The sequence below is a fragment of the Gemmatimonadaceae bacterium genome (genome assembly GCA_019752115.1).
Classification (GTDB): domain Bacteria; phylum Gemmatimonadota; class Gemmatimonadetes; order Gemmatimonadales; family Gemmatimonadaceae; genus Gemmatimonas.
In genome coordinates this window covers 135678-153220 of record JAIEMN010000020.1, presented here as the reverse complement: position 1 = coordinate 153220, position 17543 = coordinate 135678, and the positions used below count along the sequence as shown (strand labels likewise).

The window sequence follows — 17543 nt, the reverse complement described above, 5'->3', positions numbered from 1 at the left end:
CCGCGCCCGCGCGGGCACGCCGTTACCAGTTCTGCCCGAAGGCGACGAGCGCCTTCCACGGCGCGGCCTGATCGACCGGGCGCGTGGCGCCAACGAAGAGGCCGTTACCGAAGAAACGGAGGCCGGCGGTCATCGAGGCGCGAATGCGGCCGGTCGGCTCGGCGACCGGGCGCACCAGCGCCAGCACACGCGGGTCAACGACCGCCAACCCGGCGATGGCGGCGCGCGCCGCGTCACTCGGTGCGTCGGCCCACCCGCTTTGCACGCCAACACTGAGCCCCGGCGCGATCGCGGGCAGGAACAGGGAGCGGCCCAACCGGATCGGATTGCGCAGGAACGGGGACGTGTACTGCAGACTCGCGCGCAGCGCCGCCGCACGCGAGCCGGCGAACTGCTTGTCGTCGTAGTACGGCAGGTTCTGGTACTTGCCGAGCTCGAAGAGCTGCTGCGAGGGAATCACGCCGCCGGTGACGATCCCGACATCGGCCCGCGTGATCGCGACGATCGGGCCGATCGGCCGCCGCGCCGAGAGGCGGAGCTCCGCCCGCTGCCACGTGAGCGTGCCATCGCCGCGTTCGTAGCTGGCCCGTGCACCGACCCCGGGGCGCGCCGACTCGGCCGCGTTGTCCGGATGCCACTCGGCGAGGAACGCGCTCCGCACGTAGCTGCCGGGCGTCACACCACGATTGGGGCGATAGGCCTCGCCCCCGAAGGGCCCGCGCACATACTGGCTGGGCCGGTACCGATCGTCGGCGTACCCCACCTCAGCGCGCAGCAGGGCGCGACGACGGCCGATCTGCCGCACCGCGGCCAGCGTCGCACTGTTGCGCGACACATAGTCGTAGGGATCGAGCGAAAAGAGCGCGCCGAAGGTATTGCCCGAGTCCAACGGCGCGCGGAAGTCATTGGTGATGTCCATCGACCGTCCGCCGCGGGCCTCGAGCTGCCACGGGCCGCGCGTGCGCGTCACCGCGAGGCGCCCACGCACCGTCTGCTCCGCCCACGCGTAGCCGGCGTTGGCGCGCACGACCACACCGGGGGCGAGGTCACGCAGCGCCAGCTTCACGCCGGCGCCGGTATACGCCCCTTCGACGCGATTGAAGTGGAACACGTCTGATGCGCGCGGCGCCGTGAAGTCGAGCCGCGGGGGGCCGGTGGGGCGCATGCGATCGGGCGCGAAGGCATCGAAGTCGTCGCTGTGCAGCCCTTCCGAGATGGCGCCGATCGAGGCGCGCCACCCCCCAAAGCGCGTGAGCGAGTCCGAGGTGGCATAGGTGAGTCGGCGACGCGCCAGCGCGCGCAGCGAGTCGGCCACCGCCATCGTTTCCGCGCTCAGCGTGGTGTCGTTCACCTGCATATCGGCGAACTTCGACACGATGCGCGCCACCGCGCGACCGTCGCCCAGCAGGGGCGACATGGCCTGCAGCTCCAAGCGCTGGCGTGCGGGCAGCCAAAACTTGCCCAGGCGTTCGCCGTTCTCGTAGTCGATGAACGCGATCGCATCGGCGATCGCGCCAGCCAGACCGCGCTTGGGGCCGTTCACGCGCACAAAGGTGCCGCGCAGGCGCACCAGCGTCGCGCGATCGGCGTCGAGCTGCATCTCGCCGTCGAACAGCACGACGTTCTTCGTGAGATCCTTGCGGGGCTGCACGCGCAGCTGCGCAATGTGGATCACGCGATCACCGGCGGTGATGGTGACGACCGTGTCACCGCCGCTGTACGCGTAGTACCCCTCGCGGTCGGTGGCGAGCGGGTGCACGGCGGGAATCGTATCCGCCCCATCGCGGCGCACGCCGGCACGGGCGGCGCGCATCCCCGGCCCCGCGACGCGCCGTCGCGACACACTGTCGGGCGCGCCCTCACGCCGCACGCGTAGCCGATTGCCGTACAGCGACGGGTTGAGCCACCCCGTGCGGAAGATCGACAGCATCGACACGTTGGCGCCGATCTGCTGATTGCGATAGCCGGTCACATGCTGCTCGTACGCGCCGGTGCGATTCCAGCGCAACGTGCTCGCCACCTGCTCTACCGCCGCGACCGCTTCGGTGCCCTCTTCGCGCCGCAGCAGAATGGAGATCTCCGTTTCGGCCGTGGCGCGATAGGAGATGAGATCCGGCGGGAGCGCATTGTTGCGGCTCGCCCGCGCCACCAGATCACGCAGCGCGGGCGCGAGCGGCGGCGGTGCCGACGACGACGCAGACTGTGCGCGCAGGACGGTGCCGCCGAACAGGGCGGCCCCCACAATTGCCAGAAGTCGGAAGTTCGAGAGTCGCATACGCGACGTCGTACGCCCGGCGTCGCGCCAAAGTTGCAGGAACAGTGGCCGCCTACCCTTTGAGCGCTGCGAGCGTTTCCTCGGCAACACTCCAGGCGTGCATCGCCTCGTCGAGCGCTTCCCGCTCGTCGTCGAGTTGCTTGCCCCACTGCGTGGCCTTCTGGATCCCGGCCGGCGTGTCGTAGAGCGTGGGGTCTTCCAGCTTCGCGGTGAGTTCGGCGATGGACGTTTCGAGCGTGCTCACCCGCAGTTCGGCGTCGGCGAGCGCCTTCTCGGCGGCGCGGATCTGTTTCCGGAGGTCACCGGTGGGGGCACCGGAGGATGCGCCGGCCGCCTTCTGACGCGCCGCCTCCGCGCGCTCGCGTTCCTTGCCGACCCGCTCGGCCTCGCGCTGCGCCTCGGCGCGCTGCTGCAGCGCCTCGCTGGCCAACCGCTCCGCGCGCAGCTGCTCCCACTCCACGAACGGGCCGGGGAAGATCTTGAGCTCCTGGCCGCGGAGCTCCCACACCTGCGTTGCGAGCCCGCGCAGCACGGCGCGGTCGTGGCTCACGATGAGCACGCTCCCCTCGTAGCCATCAATCGCATCTTCCAACGCCTCGATGCTTTCGACATCGAGGTGGTTGGTGGGCTCGTCCATGATCAGCAGGTTGTTCGTGGAGAGCGTCAGCAACGCCATGGCCACGCGGGCGCGCTCGCCGCCGGAGAGCGTCCCAATGGTGCGCTGCACCTCATCGCCGCTGTAGCCGTAGCGGCCGAGATGCCCCTGCACCTGCCGCCGCTCCCAGAGCGGGCGCTCATCGGCGATCGCGTCGTAGATCGTCTTGTCGAGCGGCAGATGCGCGAGATCCTGGCGGTAGTACGCCACCGTAGTGCTCTGGCCAACCTTCACGTCACCGGCCAGCGGCGGATGCTCGCCAAGCAACGTCTTGATGAGGGTGCTTTTTCCGGCGCCGTTGGGCCCCACGAGCGCAATGACTTCGCCGCGCTCCATCACCACGGTGACATCACGCACGAGCGTGCGCGGTCCGGTGGGCGAGGGAACACCAACGACCACATCCTTGGCCTCGATCACGCGATCCCCGCTGCGGCTCCCCGATTCGAGCTTGAGCGACATGACAGCATCAGCGCCGATGGGGGCCGACAGGCGCGGCATGCGCGCGAGCAGCTTGCGACGCCCCTTTGCCTGCCGCGTGTTCTGGCCGGCCAGATTGCGCGCGATGTAGTCCATCTCCGACGATATCTTGGCCTGCTGCTTGTCGAACTGGCGCTGCTGCGTGAGTCGGCGCTCTTCCCGCTGCTGCACGAAGCTCTGGTAGCCCCCCGTGTAGAAGAAGGCGGTGCCGCCCTCGAAGTGCAGCACGTGATCGGCAAAGGCGTTGAGAAAGGCGCGATCGTGCGAGATGCACAGGATCGTGCGTTCACTCTCGGCGAGATGCTGTTCGAGCCACGCCGTGGTTTCGAGATCGAGGTGGTTGGTGGGCTCGTCGAGAATGAGCAGATCAGCCGGCGTGGCGAGCTGCCGCGCGAGCGCAATGCGTCCGCGTTCGCCCCCGGAGAGCGTGCCAATGGTCGTGACACGCGCGAGCGCGGGATCGAACCCCATGCCCTGCAGCATCGCATCCACGCGCGCCGCCATTTCGTAGCCGCCCTCGTGCTGAAAGCGCTCGAGATCGCGGCCGTACTTGGCCATGGCGGCGTCGCTGTGATCGGTCTCAAGGCGCTTGGCCTGTTCTGCCAGCGAGTGCTCGAGTTGCCGCAGTTCGCCAAAGCCGTCGGCGACGATGTCCCAAAGCGGCATCTGCTCGGGGAAGCGCCGATGCTGATCCATAAGCGCCACGCGCAGCCCCGGCATGCGCGCCACCGTCCCCTTGGTGGGCGCCACGTCGCCCGTGATGAGGCGGACGAGCGTGGTCTTGCCGGTGCCGTTGCGTCCGACCACGGCCCAGCGATCGCCGGGCGCGATGGTCATGGTGACGTCGCGGAAGATCTCGGTCGCGCCGAATTCCACGCCAACGTTGCCGATGGAGATGAGCGTCATGCGCGCAGTCTAATCGGCGCTTACGCGGAGCGCGCCGCGGCGCGCTCCCAGCGTGCGTCCAGCGTCGCCGATGCGTCGCGGAGCGCCATGCGCTCCGGCGTCCCCCACTGGTGCACGCGCCGCACGATCCGCCAGGCGGTGAACCAGCGCTGCCATCCCACGGCGAGATCCCCGAAGCGCGGCATGAGCATCACGACGGGGAGCACCCAGAGCGGCGACCAGCCGATCGCCCCGAGCGCGAGCGCACCGGCGATGCCAAGCAGAAGATACCAGACCGCGGCGACATAGAGGCCAGGCACGAAGCGAAGGGCCACCACATCCGCCCGCTCCTTGGCCGCCCGATCCGCCAGCCAGCGGATGATCAGAAAGAGCGGGCCGTGCACCGCCCAGCCGATCAGGGCGGCCGGCAGCCCCATCCAGATCACGATGGTCGGCACCGGCGCCGCCTGCTCGTGCACATCCAGCGCAAAGAGCAGGCGGGCGTGATCCACGGACGACGTCGGAATGCCGCCGGCCTTCGCGACCGCGTTCGCGAGCGCGCGCGCGGCGGCGTGGCACTCGATGGACTCCGGGCTTTCGGCGATCGCGATGGCCGTCGCAGTGGCGACAAACCCCGGCGCCGCACGCACCGGATCACGCGGCGCCCGCCGACCGGCCAGCGCGGCCACCAGCTGGTCGCGACGCTCGGCGGCCTCCCAGGTCGGCGCATTTCGCGTGACCGCCGACACCGCCGCGTGCATGGCGCGCGTCAGCCCGCCCGCGCCGCGCTCGGCGTCGGGCTGGGAGGCGAGCCACCGGCGAACCGAAAAGGGCGCGCCGATCAGGGTGCAGACATCGCTCCCGTAGTGTCTCGGCGCTTCGTATTGGATCCCGAACGGTACGACAGTGACGTCATTTTCTGCGCCAGTATCGATGTACTTTAGGATCATCGACGCGACACCGATCTTGAAATCAGCCAGGGCGCAGGTATCGCGAACGCCGCCCTCGGGAAACGCCCCGACGATCTCACCGGCGGCCAGCGCCGCCGCCACCGCGTCGGTCGCGGCCCGGTTGATCGCCACCACGTCCGCACCGGCCGCCTGCATCTTTCGCATGTCGCGGATCCGGGCGACGGGGATCACCCCAAGCCACTCGTACGTCTTCCGGGACAGCCACGAGGTCGCCGCCGAGATCGTGGCGAGATAGCGAAGCGGCCGGGCGGTGGCCTGATACCCGAGCAGCACATCGGGCAGGTCATTGGGATGGTTGCCGATGAACAGCACCGGTCCATCCGCCGGGATGCGATCGGCGTGCAGCACACAGGTCTCGCGATAGAACCACCCCAGACAGCGCGCCGAGACCCAGCGGATGGCCCGGCGAAACGCGGGCGAGCCAGTCGGGGCGGCGGAGGGGAGGGCGGCGGACATGGTGCATACAATGACGCCCCAGACCGCCGTTTCGTAGTGCCACGCACAGACTCCCGCGGTCGGAGTTCCGCGTAAATCAAGATCTGCCACCGGCATCGCGGCCCGGATAGACTGCCGCCATGACCGCTCCCTCCCCTGACGCACTCGCGCCCGCGCTCATTGCGCGCGTCGCGACCGAACTCTCGCTGAACCCGCAGCAGGTTCAGCGCACTCTGACCCTTTTTGCCGAGGGGGCCACGCTCCCCTTCATCGCGCGCTACCGCAAGGAAGTCACTGGCGGGCTCGACGAGGTGCAGCTCCGCGATGTGCGTGAGCGCGCCGAGTACCTGCAGGAAATGGAGGACCGCCGCGCCGCCATCCTCAAGAGCATCGAGGAGCAGGGCAAGCTCGACGACGCGCTCAAGGCCGCGATCCTCAAGGCCGACACCAAGCAGGCGCTCGAAGACCTCTACCTGCCTTTCAAGCCGAAGCGCCGCACGCGCGCGATGATCGCTCGCGAGCGCGGGCTCGGTCCGCTGGCCGAGGCGCTGTGGGATGGCACGCTCGGTGATGCCGACATCGCCGCGAAGGCGGCGGAGTTCGTCCTCCCCGAGGTGGACGGCAAGCCCAGCGAAGTCCCCTCCGCCGAGGCGGCACTGCAGGGCGCGCGGGATATCCTCGCCGAACAGATCGCCGAAGACGCGGTCGTGCGCGGCTGGGTGCGTGAAGTCACGCGCGCCAAGGGGGTGGTCAAGAGCAGCGTGATCGCCGAGAAGAAGAGCGACGAATCGAAGTTCAAGGACTACTTCGAGTTCTCCGAAGCGCTCGGCACGATTCCGAGCCATCGCATGCTCGCGATCCGCCGCGGCGAAACCGAGGGCGAGCTGTTGTGGCGCGTGGAAGCGCCCGTCGAGGAGATCAATGCCCGCCTCGCCGGCGAGGTGATCGGCTCACGCAAGGCGGTGCAGCAGCTCACGCTCGTGGCGGCCGACGCCTACAAGCGTCTGCTGGCGCCCACCATCGAAGTGGAACTGCGCGTCGAGCTCAAGACGCGCGCCGACGACGAGGCGATCACGATCTTCGGCCGCAATCTCGAGCAGCTGCTGCTCGCGAGCCCGGCGGGAGAGAAGAAGGTCATCGGCCTCGACCCGGGGTTCCGTACCGGTGTGAAGGTCGCGGTGGTGAGTGCCACGGGCGCGCTCGTGCACACGGATACGCTCTATCTCCATCAGGAAGACCGCTTCGCCGGGGCCATTCGCGCCATGGTCGAGCGCTTCACGCCGGAACTCATCGCGATCGGCAACGGCACCGCGAGCCGCGAAACGGAGACGCTCACCAAGGCCGCACTGCGCGAGATGGATGCACCGCGCCCGCAGGTGGTGGTGGTGAATGAAGCCGGCGCCTCGGTGTACAGCGCGAGCGATCTGGCGCGCGCCGAGTTCCCCGAGCTTGACGTCTCGCTGCGCGGCGCCGTGAGCATCGCGCGCCGCCTGCAGGATCCGCTCGCTGAGCTGGTGAAGATCGACCCCAAGAGTATCGGCGTGGGGCAGTATCAGCACGACGTGAATCAGACGAAGCTCAAGCAGCGTCTCGATGAAACCGTGGAGAGCGCGGTAAATCGCGTGGGCGTGGAAGTGAACACGGCGTCGGCGGCACTGCTGGGCTACGTGGCCGGCATCGGCCCCAGTCTCGCTCAGGCCATCGTCACGCTGCGCGACAAGAAGGGCGGCTTTGGCTCCCGGAAGGATCTCACCGAAGTGCCGCGCCTCGGCGCGAAGGCGTTCGAGCAGGCCGCGGGCTTCTTGCGCGTGCGCGGCGGGGCGCATCCGCTCGACGCGAGCGCCGTGCACCCGGAGCGCTACACGCTCGTGGAGCGCATGGCGCAGGATCTCGGCGTTGATGTGCGCGAGCTGATCGGCAATGAGGCGCTGGTGGATCGCATCGAGCTCGCGAAGTACGTGAGCGGCGATGTCGGCATGCCCACGCTGCGCGACATCGTGGCGGAACTCAAGAAGCCGGGGCGCGACCCGCGCGCGGCGTTCGAACCGCCCGCCTTCCGCGATGATATTCAGAAGCCGAGCGACCTGCTCCCGGGGATGGTGCTCGAGGGCGTCGTGACGAACATCGTGGCCTTCGGTGCGTTCGTGGACATCGGCGTGCATCAGGATGGGCTCGTGCACGTGAGCCAGCTCGCCGACCGCTACATCAAGGATCCGAACGACGCGGTGAAGGTGGGGCAGAAGGTGAAGGTCACCGTGCAGAGCATCGACCTGCCGCGGAACCGCATCGCGCTCTCCATGCGCAGCGACGGCGGCACCGAGGGCGCCAAGCGCGCCACGGGTGAGGGCGGCACCCGGCGGGATGTGCAGCAGAACAACCAGCAGCAGCAGCCCAACCGCCTGAAGGGCGGCTTCAAGCCCGCCGCCAAGCCGTTCGTGCCGACCAAGGGCGCGATTGCCCCCAACGGCATCCGGTTCAAGTAGGCAAACGGCCCTTCATCCGTGTAATCCGTGGCCACTCTATTGGTTTGCCACGGATTGCACGGAAACGCACGGTCCGTTCAGTGCGAGATTGGGGAGTGTTGTGGGGGGCTTGAGAGCAGCGCCTTCCCGGCTGCACTTTCTGGCATGACTCACGATTACGCGTCGTTGCTCCAGTTCATTCTGGCTGGCTATTCGCTCTCGCCCCATGGCTACCACGGGGTGGTGCACTGGGCCCGCGTGCTCGAGAACGGGCACGCGGTGGCCAACGAGAATGGGGCCGACCATGAGGTGGTCACGCTCTTTGCGCTCTTCCACGACGCGCGCCGCGTGAACGACGACCACGATCCGGGGCATGGGCAGCGCGGCGGCGACCTCGCCCACAGCCTGCGGGGGACGCTGATCCACCTCGACGACCAGCGCTTCGACCTGCTCTACGAGGCGTGCCGGCGGCACACCGACGGCGAGACCGAGGCCGACGCGACCATTCAGGCCTGCTGGGACGCCGACCGACTGGATCTGGGGCGGGTGGGGATCACCCCATTGCCCCACCTGCTCTGCACCGACACCGCCCGGCGCATCGTGCCCTGGGCCCATGAGCGAGCGCGCCGGAACCATGTGCCGGACGCGCTCATGACGCAGTGGGGGTGGGAGGCCCGCCCGCTTCGATAGCCACGCGCGCGCCGCGATTGCTTATGTTTCGGGGTTGCTCACGAATCACCCCCTGCCCCGGACGGCTCGCCGATGATCCCTCTCGCCCTTATGCGTCGCTTCGAGCTCGACGTACAGGGTCGCGGAGAGGCCTTCGCGAACGCCGACGCCATCCAGCTCCGCGAGACCAGCACCGAGCTGCTCGACGGCACCGTGCAGGGCAAGACCGGGAGCTACGAGGTCCGCGTACACGCCATTCCGGGGCTCCTGCGCCTGCGCTGCAGCTGCCCGCACGCCACCGAGCACGGGACCTGTAAGCACCTCTGGGCGCTCCTCCGCTTCGCCGATCGCGAAAAGCTCCTGCAGCCGCTGCTCGATACCGCCGGCGTCATTGCGCGCTTTGGCTTTGAGCAGGGTGGCGGCGACGCCGAGCAGGAGGAAACCGGGCCGGCCTGGCAGCAGCCGCTCCGCGAAATGCAGTGGCAGCTCCAGCTCGCCGATCCGCCGGGCACCGCACGCGCCGCCACCGGCCTCCCTTCCGATCGTCGGCTGCTCTACCTCGTCGATCTCGACGCGAGTGCACGGGCCGAAGCGTTGAAGGTCGAGGTGGGCACCGAACGCAAGGATCGCGACGGCACCTGGGGCGACGTCCGTCGCTACCACTTCTCCGCCGCGGCGTGGTTCAATGCGCCCGATGCCATCGATCGGCAGATCGCCGAGATGCTCATTGGCGCGCATGAAGAGGAGGGGATCACCGGCATGCCCGCCGGCGGGTTCGCCATTCGCCCGCGTGCCTTCGGCACGACGCTGCGCATGATCTGCGAAACCGGGCGCGCGCGTGTGCGCAGCAGTGATCGCGCGATCGACGGCCGGCTCGTGAAGTGGGACGACGGCGCGCCGTGGAAACTGCAGCTCCGCGTCGAGATGGAAGTCGATGCGACGTACTCGCTCAGCGGTACCCTCACGCGCGACCGCGCCACGGTGTACTTCGATCAGGTGAAGTGGCTGCATGGTTCCGGTCTCGTGCTGATCGCCGATTCCTCGAGCAACGGCACCGGCCCCCTGTCGCTCGCGCGCTGCGAACACGCCGGCGCCTGGCCGCTCGCCATGGCGATGCGCGGCACCGGCTCGCTGTCGCTCGGCGCCGATCCGTCGAGCTTCCTGGAGCAGTTCCACCGACTCCCCAAGGTGCCGCCGATCTCGTTGCCCAAAGGCGATGAGCTCGATTCGGTGGACATCACGCCGGTCCCGGTCCTGCAGATCAGCCGCGAGATGGGCGGCTGGCGCCAGGCACCGGCGGCACTCGTGCTGCGCTTCCGCTACGGCCATGCCGTGGTGGAGCCGAGCTCGCGCGCGCCGACCTGCTTTGATCGCACCGCGAGTGTGCTCTACCGGCGCAACACGATGTTCGAGCGATCGGCCCGCGCGCGGTTGCTGGGGCTGGGCGCCCGCGAAGACTGGATGGCGCGCAAAAGCCGCGATGCGTTCCTCGTGCCGCCCACGCATGTGGCCGATCTCGCCGGCGCCCTCGCCGCCGACGGGTGGGAAGTGCAGCTCGATGGCCGCACCTTCTTTGCCGCCGATCCGCTCGCCGTGCGCATTCGCACCGAAGCCAATGCGTTCGATCTCACGGGCAGTGTGAACTTCGGCCCGCATGTCGTGGGGCTGCCGGCGCTGTTCGATGCGGTGCAACGACAGGAAGAACTCATCGATCTGGGCGATGGCGCTGTTGGGCTGATTCCCGCCGATGCGCTCTCGCGGCTCCGCATGCTCATGGCGTTGGGCGACCGCACGCGCGACAAGGTGCGTTTCGGACGCGCGCAGCTGCTGCTGCTGGATGCCCTGCTCGAGCAGATCCCGCAGGTCGATGTGGACGAGCAGCTCGCGCAGGCCCGCGCTCAGCTGCGTGCGTTCACCGGTATCGGCACACCCGAAGCACCCTCCGGCTTTGTCGGCGAGCTGCGGCACTACCAGAAGGAAGGCCTCGGCTGGTTCGACTTCCTGCGGCGCTTCGGCCTGGGTGGCTGTCTCGCCGACGACATGGGCCTCGGCAAGACGATTCAGGTGCTCGCGCTGCTCGAAGAGCGGCGCGTCGAGAAGCGTGGCCTGTCGCTGCTTGTCGTCCCGCGCTCGCTCGTCTTCAACTGGAAGCGCGAAGCCGAGCGGTTTGTGCCGCAGCTCCGCATGCTGGACTTGAGTGGCGCCGATCGCGAAGTGAGCGCGCTCGACGCCGAGACCGCCGACGTGGTCATCACGACCTACGGCACGCTGCGGCGCGATATCCAGCAGCTCGGCGCGCGCGAGTTCGACTACGTCGTGCTCGACGAGGCGCAGGCGATCAAGAACGCCAGCACCGCCACCGCGAAGGCGGCGCGCCTGCTGCGCGCCCACCATCGGCTCGCCCTCTCCGGCACGCCCATCGAGAATCGCATCGAGGAACTCTGGAGCCTCTTCGAGTTCCTCAACCCCGGCATGCTCGGCGCGGCCACGCGCTTCAGCACCATCGTGCGCGGCGCCGAAGCCGTGGACGGTGAGCCAGTGCGCGACGCCGATGCCGTGCTCGCGCGGGCGCTGCGCCCGGTGATTCTGCGCCGCACCAAGGCGATGGTGGCCCCGGAGCTTCCGCAGCGCATCGAGCAGACCCTCGAGGTGGAGCTCGAACCCAAGCAGCGCGCGTACTACGAGATGCTGCGGCGGCAGTATCTCTCGAGCGTCATGGCCGAAGTCGACAAGAACGGCATCGGCAAGGCGCGGCTGCACATTCTCGAGGCGCTCCTGCGCCTGCGCCAGGCGGCGTGTCATCCGGCGCTGGTGGAGAGCGGCAAGTTCGGCCTGCCGAGCGCGAAGCTCGATGCGGTCGTGCCCGCCATTCAGGAAGTCGTGAGCGAAGGGCACAAGATTCTCGTCTTCTCGCAGTTCACGAGCTTCCTGAGCCTGCTGCGCGAGCGGCTCGACGCCGAGAAGATCGGCTACGAGTATCTCGACGGGCGCACCCGCGATCGGCAGGCACGCGTCGAGCGCTTCCAGAGCACCGACGGGCCGCCGGTGTTCCTCATCTCGCTCAAGGCCGGTGGGCACGGGCTCAATCTCACCGCCGCCGAGTACGTGTATCTGCTCGATCCGTGGTGGAACCCGGCCGTTGAAGCACAGGCCATCGACCGCGCGCATCGCATTGGCCAGACGCAGCAGGTCATGGCCACGCGTGTGGTGGCGCGTGACACCATCGAATCGAAGATTCTCGAACTGCAGGCGAGCAAGCGCGCGCTCGCCGACGCCATCCTGACCGAAGACAAGGGTGGGCTCACGGGGATCGGGCGCGCCGAACTCGAACTGCTGCTCGGCTAGCGCATGGCGAGCATGGGCCCCCGTCTCAAGCGGCTGCAGGCGTTCCACGCCACCCGCGACCCCGAGCGGGTGCAGCGCAAGCTCGCGCGCATGCGGCGCGATCCGTTCGCCTTTCTGCGCGGCACCAACGTGCTCTTCCAGGAAGACTGGGCGCTTGGGGCCGGCCTGCTCAAGAAGGGACCACTCGCCTGGCAGTGCGGCGATCTGCACGCCGAGAATGTGGGCTCATTCCGCGGCGGCAATCGGTTGACGTACTTCGATCTCACCGATTTTGACGACGCGGTCCTCGCGCCCGTGCTGCTCGATATCACGCGCCTCTGCACCAGCGTGCTGGTCGCCGCCGATCTGCACACCGAGCAGGTGGCGGGCGGGTTCGATGGCCGCGCGATGGCCGCACACCTGCTGGCGACCTATCGCGCCACGCTGGCCGAGGGGAAGGCGTGGTGGATTGAGCGGGGGATCGCGACGGGTCTCGTGCGCGACCTGCTGCGCAATCTGCGGGAACGCTCACGTCGCGAGTTTCTCGAGACGCGCGCACGTCTGGCCAAGCGCCAACTGCGGGTGCGTGGCGTACACGCGTTGCCGGCCCCCGACGAAGAACGGGCACGCGTGGCCGCGGCCGTCCAGGAGGCGCTCGCGGCCACGGCGCCCGATCTGGTGGTGCACGATGTCGCGCGCCGCATTGCCGGTAACGGCAGTCTGGGCGTCCCGCGGTGGGTGCTGCTGGTGGAGCACGCGGTGCCGGATGCGCGCTTCGCGCTGCTCGATGCGAAGATCCCCGCGCCGTCGCCCGCGGTGATGCATGCGCCGGTGCAACCGGAATGGCCCAACGAGGCCACCCGCGTCGTCACCGTGCAACGCCTCATGCAGGCGGCGCCGCCGGCGCTGCATCATGTGGTGCCGTTCGGCGAGAAGGCGCTCGTGCTGCGCGAACTCCAGCCCAGTGAAGATCGCGTGCGGTTGGACGTCGCGATGGCCCGCCCGCGCGCCGTGCGCAAGCTCCTCGAGCAGATGGCGCAACTGCTCGCCTGGGGGCAGCTGCGCGCCAGCGGCTGGTACGGCGCCAGCGGCGGCGATGCGCTGCAGCAGTTCGCCCAGCGCGACGACTGGGAGGGCGAGGTGATTGCCTACGCCGTCCGCGCGGCGACGACGAACCGGCAGGATTGGCAGGCGTTCTGCGATAACCTGCCGTAAGCGGCCGCCGCTCGATCGTCCCCGTTCCCCCGAATCCCCGACGAGCTTTTCTGAACAGCTCGTCGGGGTCACGGGGGAGCGGAGAGAGCGTACCTTACTCCCGCACCACCCACTCCCCGCGCACGCCGTAGCGCTCGAGACGGCGATAGAGCGTACTGCGCGTGATGCCGAGTGTGCGCGCCGCCTCGAGCATGGTGCGCGCGGTGCGTACCGCCATGAGCGTGCGTTCGCGCTCGGCGTCCACCGGCGCATCGCGGGGCGGCTCCGGTCGCCGCTCGGCCGGCCGCGCGGCACGGCGCACATGCTCCGGCAGGTCGGCCGCACTGAGCGAGAGGCCCGGCGCCATCGCCACCGCGCGGCGGAGCACGTTCTCCAGTTCGCGCACATTCCCCGGCCAGTGATACGCCGAGAGCGCGGCGACGGCATCCGGGAGCAGCGTGCACGGCGGTTTGCCAAGCGCCACGCAGGTGGCGGCCACGAAGCTGCGCGCAAGCAACGCCACGTCGCCGGCGCGTTCGCGCAGCGGCGGCAGCTCGAGACGCAGGACGTCGAGGCGATAGAACAGATCCTCGCGCAGCGAGCCGTCGGCGAGTGACGCCGCGATGGGGCGGTTGGTCGCCGCGATGACGCGCACATTCACCCGCCGTCGCTGCGTGCTCCCGACCGCCGTGACTTCGCCCTCCTGCAGCACACGCAACAGCGCCGCCTGCGCCGCCGGCGTGAGCTCGGCGATCTCGTCGAGAAACAGTGTGCCGCCCTCGGCGGCCACCACGTATCCCGCATGGCCTTCGCGGCGCGCGCCGGAGAAGGCGCCACCGACATAGCCGAAGAGTTCCGCCTCCAGCAGGTCACGCGGCAAGGCGGCACAGTTCACGGCCACAAACGGCAGCGCACGCCGCGCACTCGCCCCGTGAATCGCCTGAGCAAACAGCTCCTTGCCGGTACCGCTTTCGCCGGTGATGAACACCGGGAGGGCGTTGCTCGCCGCGATCTCGGCGACACGGCTCGCGGCCGCCAGCGCTGCGCTGTTCCCCACGAGGTCGGCAAAGGCATAGCGCGTCTGCGCTCCATCGCGCACCGCGGTCGGCGTTGGTTCCGCGCGCGACTCACGCAGCAGATCGCGCGCCACGTCGCGCGCCACGCCGCGCACCAGCTCCCGGCGCGAGCCCATCTCGCTGGCCGTGCGCGAGAAGCGCACCACCGCACCGATCGGCGTGATCCCATCACACACCACCTGGGCCGTCGCGGCGCGCGCGAGCGGGTCGCTCAGATCGCGGGCGCCAAGCTCAACGGGCCATGGGTCACGCGTCGCCTGCATGACATGCACCACCAGGCGACGGAAGGAATCCGGCAGCAGCCCCTGCGCCTTGATCACCTCGGGCACGTTCCCCTGCGCAAAGAGCACCGTCCCCGCGCGGTCGATGGCCACGAAGCCATCACCCGCGTGGCGCGACGACAGCTCGAGCAGTTTGTGCACCACGAGATAGCGCCGCTCCACATCGCGCGCCGCGAGCATCTGCTCCACCGCGACGCCCAGCGCCACGATCAGATCGAGCGTGTGCGGATGGGCCACATCGCGCGGCCCCGAGATATCGAGCGCACCCAGCACGCGCCCGGTGACCTGATCGCGCAATGGCACCGCGGCGCAGGGCCACTGCTGCCAGTTTTCGCAGAAATGTTCGGCGCCCACGATGTGCACCGGCGCGCGTGTCGCGAGCGCGGTGCCCGGCCCATTGGTGCCCACCATCGCTTCGTGCCAGCAGCCACCCGGGCGGAAGTTGATCTCGGCCAGGCCATCCGGCGCGCGCGGATCGCCGTCAGCGTGCACCATGCGGCCATCGGCGTCGAACATGGTGAGCACATGGCCCACCCCGTAGCTGCCATGCAGCTGCGTGACCGCGCGTGCGGCCATCGGCAGCCAATCGAGTCGCTGGCGTGTTGAGAACAGATCGTCGCTCTCGAGTACCATCGGGGCCACCCGCAGATCAGGGCGAACGGCCGCCTCCTGCGACCGATGCCACGAGCGGCGGACCACCGACCGGACGCGCTCGGGGGTGAGGCCCCCGGTCACGGCCAGCTCCCACTCCTGCGCCGTAAGGCGTTGAGCGTCGCGATCGAACGGCGGCGGGGGAGACGGTGGGGCGGGGACCCCGTCGCCGCTGGGTGGGAGAGCGGCCATGGGCGCAATGTTCGGGACGGACCGCTGTCGCGCCATCGGGGAGATACCGGACACCGATGCGACAAATGTCGCGCGACGCCTGTCGCGCCTCGGCACGGCAGAAGTTTCCGCGCGGGCGTCGGAAACCATTACAGGGCAACGCATTTCAACGACTCTGACCCATTGGTACGCGCGATGCCTTTGGTAGGCGCACCGGCACATGGGAAATCACGCACCGTCTTTCGACACCGCGTGAACAGGGCGGGGCCGGCCGGTCCGCCGGCCCCGCCCCCATGTCGCCTCCTGCCTCCCTGCTGTGCCGCGCCTCCCACCTGGCCCCTCCCGCCTGACTCCTGCAGGCATGGGCCGCCCCCACCCACGAGGTCTCGTCATGTCCGCCACGCTCCCCCCGGAATCCGGCTCCGCCACGCTCCCCGATGGTGCGCGCTCGTACGCCATCACGATCCCTATCAAGGCCCGCTACGAGAACTGGATCAACGGGCGGTATGTCGCGCCGGTGCGCGGCCAGTACTTCTCAAACACCACGCCCATTACCGGGCAGCATCTGTGCGAGGTGGCGCGCTCGAGCGCCGAAGATGTGGAGCTCGCGCTCGATGCGGCGCACGCCGCCGCGCCGGGATGGGGGCGCACGCCGGCCGCCCAGCGCGCCATTGTGCTCAACAAGATTGCCGACCGCCTCGAAGCGAACCTCGAAGCCATCGCCGTGATCGAAACGATCGACAACGGCAAGCCGGTGCGTGAAACGATGGCCGCCGACCTTCCGCTCGCGATCGATCACTTCCGCTACTTCGCCGGCTGCCTGCGCTCGCAGGAAGGCACGCTGGGCGAGCTCGATCACGACACCGTCGCCTATCACTATCACGAGCCGCTCGGTGTGGTCGCGCAGATCATTCCGTGGAACTTCCCGCTGCTCATGGCGGCGTGGAAGCTTGCGCCGGCCATTGCCGCCGGCAACGCCGTGGTGCTCAAGCCCGCCGAGCAGACGCCGGTGTCGATCACCGCGTTTGCGGAGCTCATCGCCGATCTGCTGCCGCCGGGCGTGCTCAACATCGTGCACGGCTTTGGCGTGGAAGCCGGCAAGCCGCTCGCGTCGAGCAAGCGCGTGGCCAAGGTGGCGTTCACCGGTGAGACGAGCACCGGCCGGCTGATCATGCAGTACGCCGCCGAGAACCTCATCCCGGTCACGCTGGAGCTGGGCGGCAAGTCGCCGAACATCTTCTTCGCCGACGTCATGCAGGATGATGACGACTACTTCGACAAGGCGCTCGAAGGCTTCACGATGTTCGCGCTCAATCAGGGCGAAGTCTGCACCTGCCCGTCGCGCGCGCTCGTGCAGGAGTCGATCTATGACAAGTTCATGGAGCGCGCGCTCAAGCGCACGCAGCAGGTCAAGCAGGGGCACCCGCTCGACCCGACCACCATGATCGGCGCCCAGGCCTCGGAAGAGCAGCTCAACAAGATCCTGGGCTATCTCGACATCGGCCGCAAGGAAGGCGCCCGGTGCCTCACCGGCGGCAAGCGCGCGCAGCTGGGCGGCGAACTCGCGAAGGGCTTCTACGTGGAGCCGACGGTGTTCGAGGGCAACAACAAGATGCGCATCTTCCAGGAAGAGATCTTTGGCCCGGTCGTGAGCGTCACCACCTTCAAGACCGCCGAAGAAGCGCTGCACATCGCCAACGACTCCCTCTACGGACTCGGCGCCGGCGTCTGGACGCGCGACGGCAATCTGGCGTACCAGATGGGCCGCAACATCAAGGCCGGCCGCGTGTGGACGAACTGCTACCACCTCTACCCCGCGCACGCCGCCTTCGGTGGCTACAAGCAGAGCGGCATCGGCCGCGAGACGCACAGCATGATGCTCGATCATTACCAGCAGACGAAGAATCTGCTGGTGTCGTACAGCCCGAAGGCGCTCGGGTTCTTCTGAGCGCGGGGGTGAACCGATCAGTTCTGGGTCTCGGGTTTTGGGTCGTGGGTGATGGGTTCGCGAACCTAC

The 17543-nt window shown here is 68.9% G+C and carries 9 protein-coding genes; 5 read left to right on the top strand and 4 right to left on the bottom strand.

The features are described 5' to 3' along the window. Positions 1-22: 22 nt before the first annotated feature. Genes K2R93_10410 through K2R93_10400 form a run of 3 tightly spaced genes read right to left on the bottom strand, consistent with a single transcriptional unit; the run spans position 23 to position 5719 of the window. Positions 23-2275, bottom strand: coding sequence for a hypothetical protein (locus tag K2R93_10410; protein MBY0490240.1), 2253 nt, complete (start codon positions 2273-2275; stop codon positions 23-25). A 52-nt stretch (positions 2276-2327) separates the two neighbouring features. Next, on the bottom strand, positions 2328-4313 hold the full coding sequence (locus K2R93_10405; GenBank protein MBY0490239.1) for an ATP-binding cassette domain-containing protein: 1986 nt from the start codon (positions 4311-4313) through the stop codon (positions 2328-2330). A gap of 20 nt (positions 4314-4333) precedes the next feature. After that, positions 4334-5719: a 1-acyl-sn-glycerol-3-phosphate acyltransferase gene (locus K2R93_10400; protein MBY0490238.1), complete on the bottom strand. Its 1386-nt coding sequence runs from the start codon at positions 5717-5719 to the stop codon at positions 4334-4336. 119 nt (positions 5720-5838) lie between these two features. Between K2R93_10400 and K2R93_10395 the strand changes: the two genes are divergently transcribed. The 4 genes from K2R93_10395 (at position 5839) to K2R93_10380 (ending at position 13368) form a co-directional block, all read left to right on the top strand. Further along, positions 5839-8181: an RNA-binding transcriptional accessory protein gene (locus K2R93_10395; GenBank protein MBY0490237.1), complete on the top strand. Its 2343-nt coding sequence runs from the start codon at positions 5839-5841 to the stop codon at positions 8179-8181. A gap of 144 nt (positions 8182-8325) precedes the next feature. Continuing rightward, complete coding sequence (locus K2R93_10390) at positions 8326-8850, top strand: hypothetical protein (GenBank protein MBY0490236.1); 525 nt, start codon at positions 8326-8328, stop codon at positions 8848-8850. Between the two features lie 90 nt (positions 8851-8940). After that, complete coding sequence (locus K2R93_10385; protein MBY0490235.1) at positions 8941-12174, top strand: DEAD/DEAH box helicase; 3234 nt, start codon at positions 8941-8943, stop codon at positions 12172-12174. Positions 12175-12186: 12 nt separating this feature from the next. Then, complete coding sequence (locus K2R93_10380) at positions 12187-13368, top strand: DUF2252 domain-containing protein (protein MBY0490234.1); 1182 nt, start codon at positions 12187-12189, stop codon at positions 13366-13368. Positions 13369-13462: 94 nt separating this feature from the next. Here the strand turns inward: K2R93_10380 and K2R93_10375 are convergent, their stop codons facing one another. Next, positions 13463-15547, bottom strand: coding sequence for a sigma-54-dependent Fis family transcriptional regulator (locus tag K2R93_10375; protein ID MBY0490233.1), 2085 nt, complete (start codon positions 15545-15547; stop codon positions 13463-13465). 370 nt (positions 15548-15917) lie between these two features. Between K2R93_10375 and K2R93_10370 the strand changes: the two genes are divergently transcribed. Further along, a complete protein-coding gene (locus tag K2R93_10370) occupies positions 15918-17474 on the top strand; it encodes an aldehyde dehydrogenase (GenBank protein ID MBY0490232.1) in 1557 nt (518 codons plus the stop codon). Positions 17475-17543 lie beyond the last annotated feature (69 nt).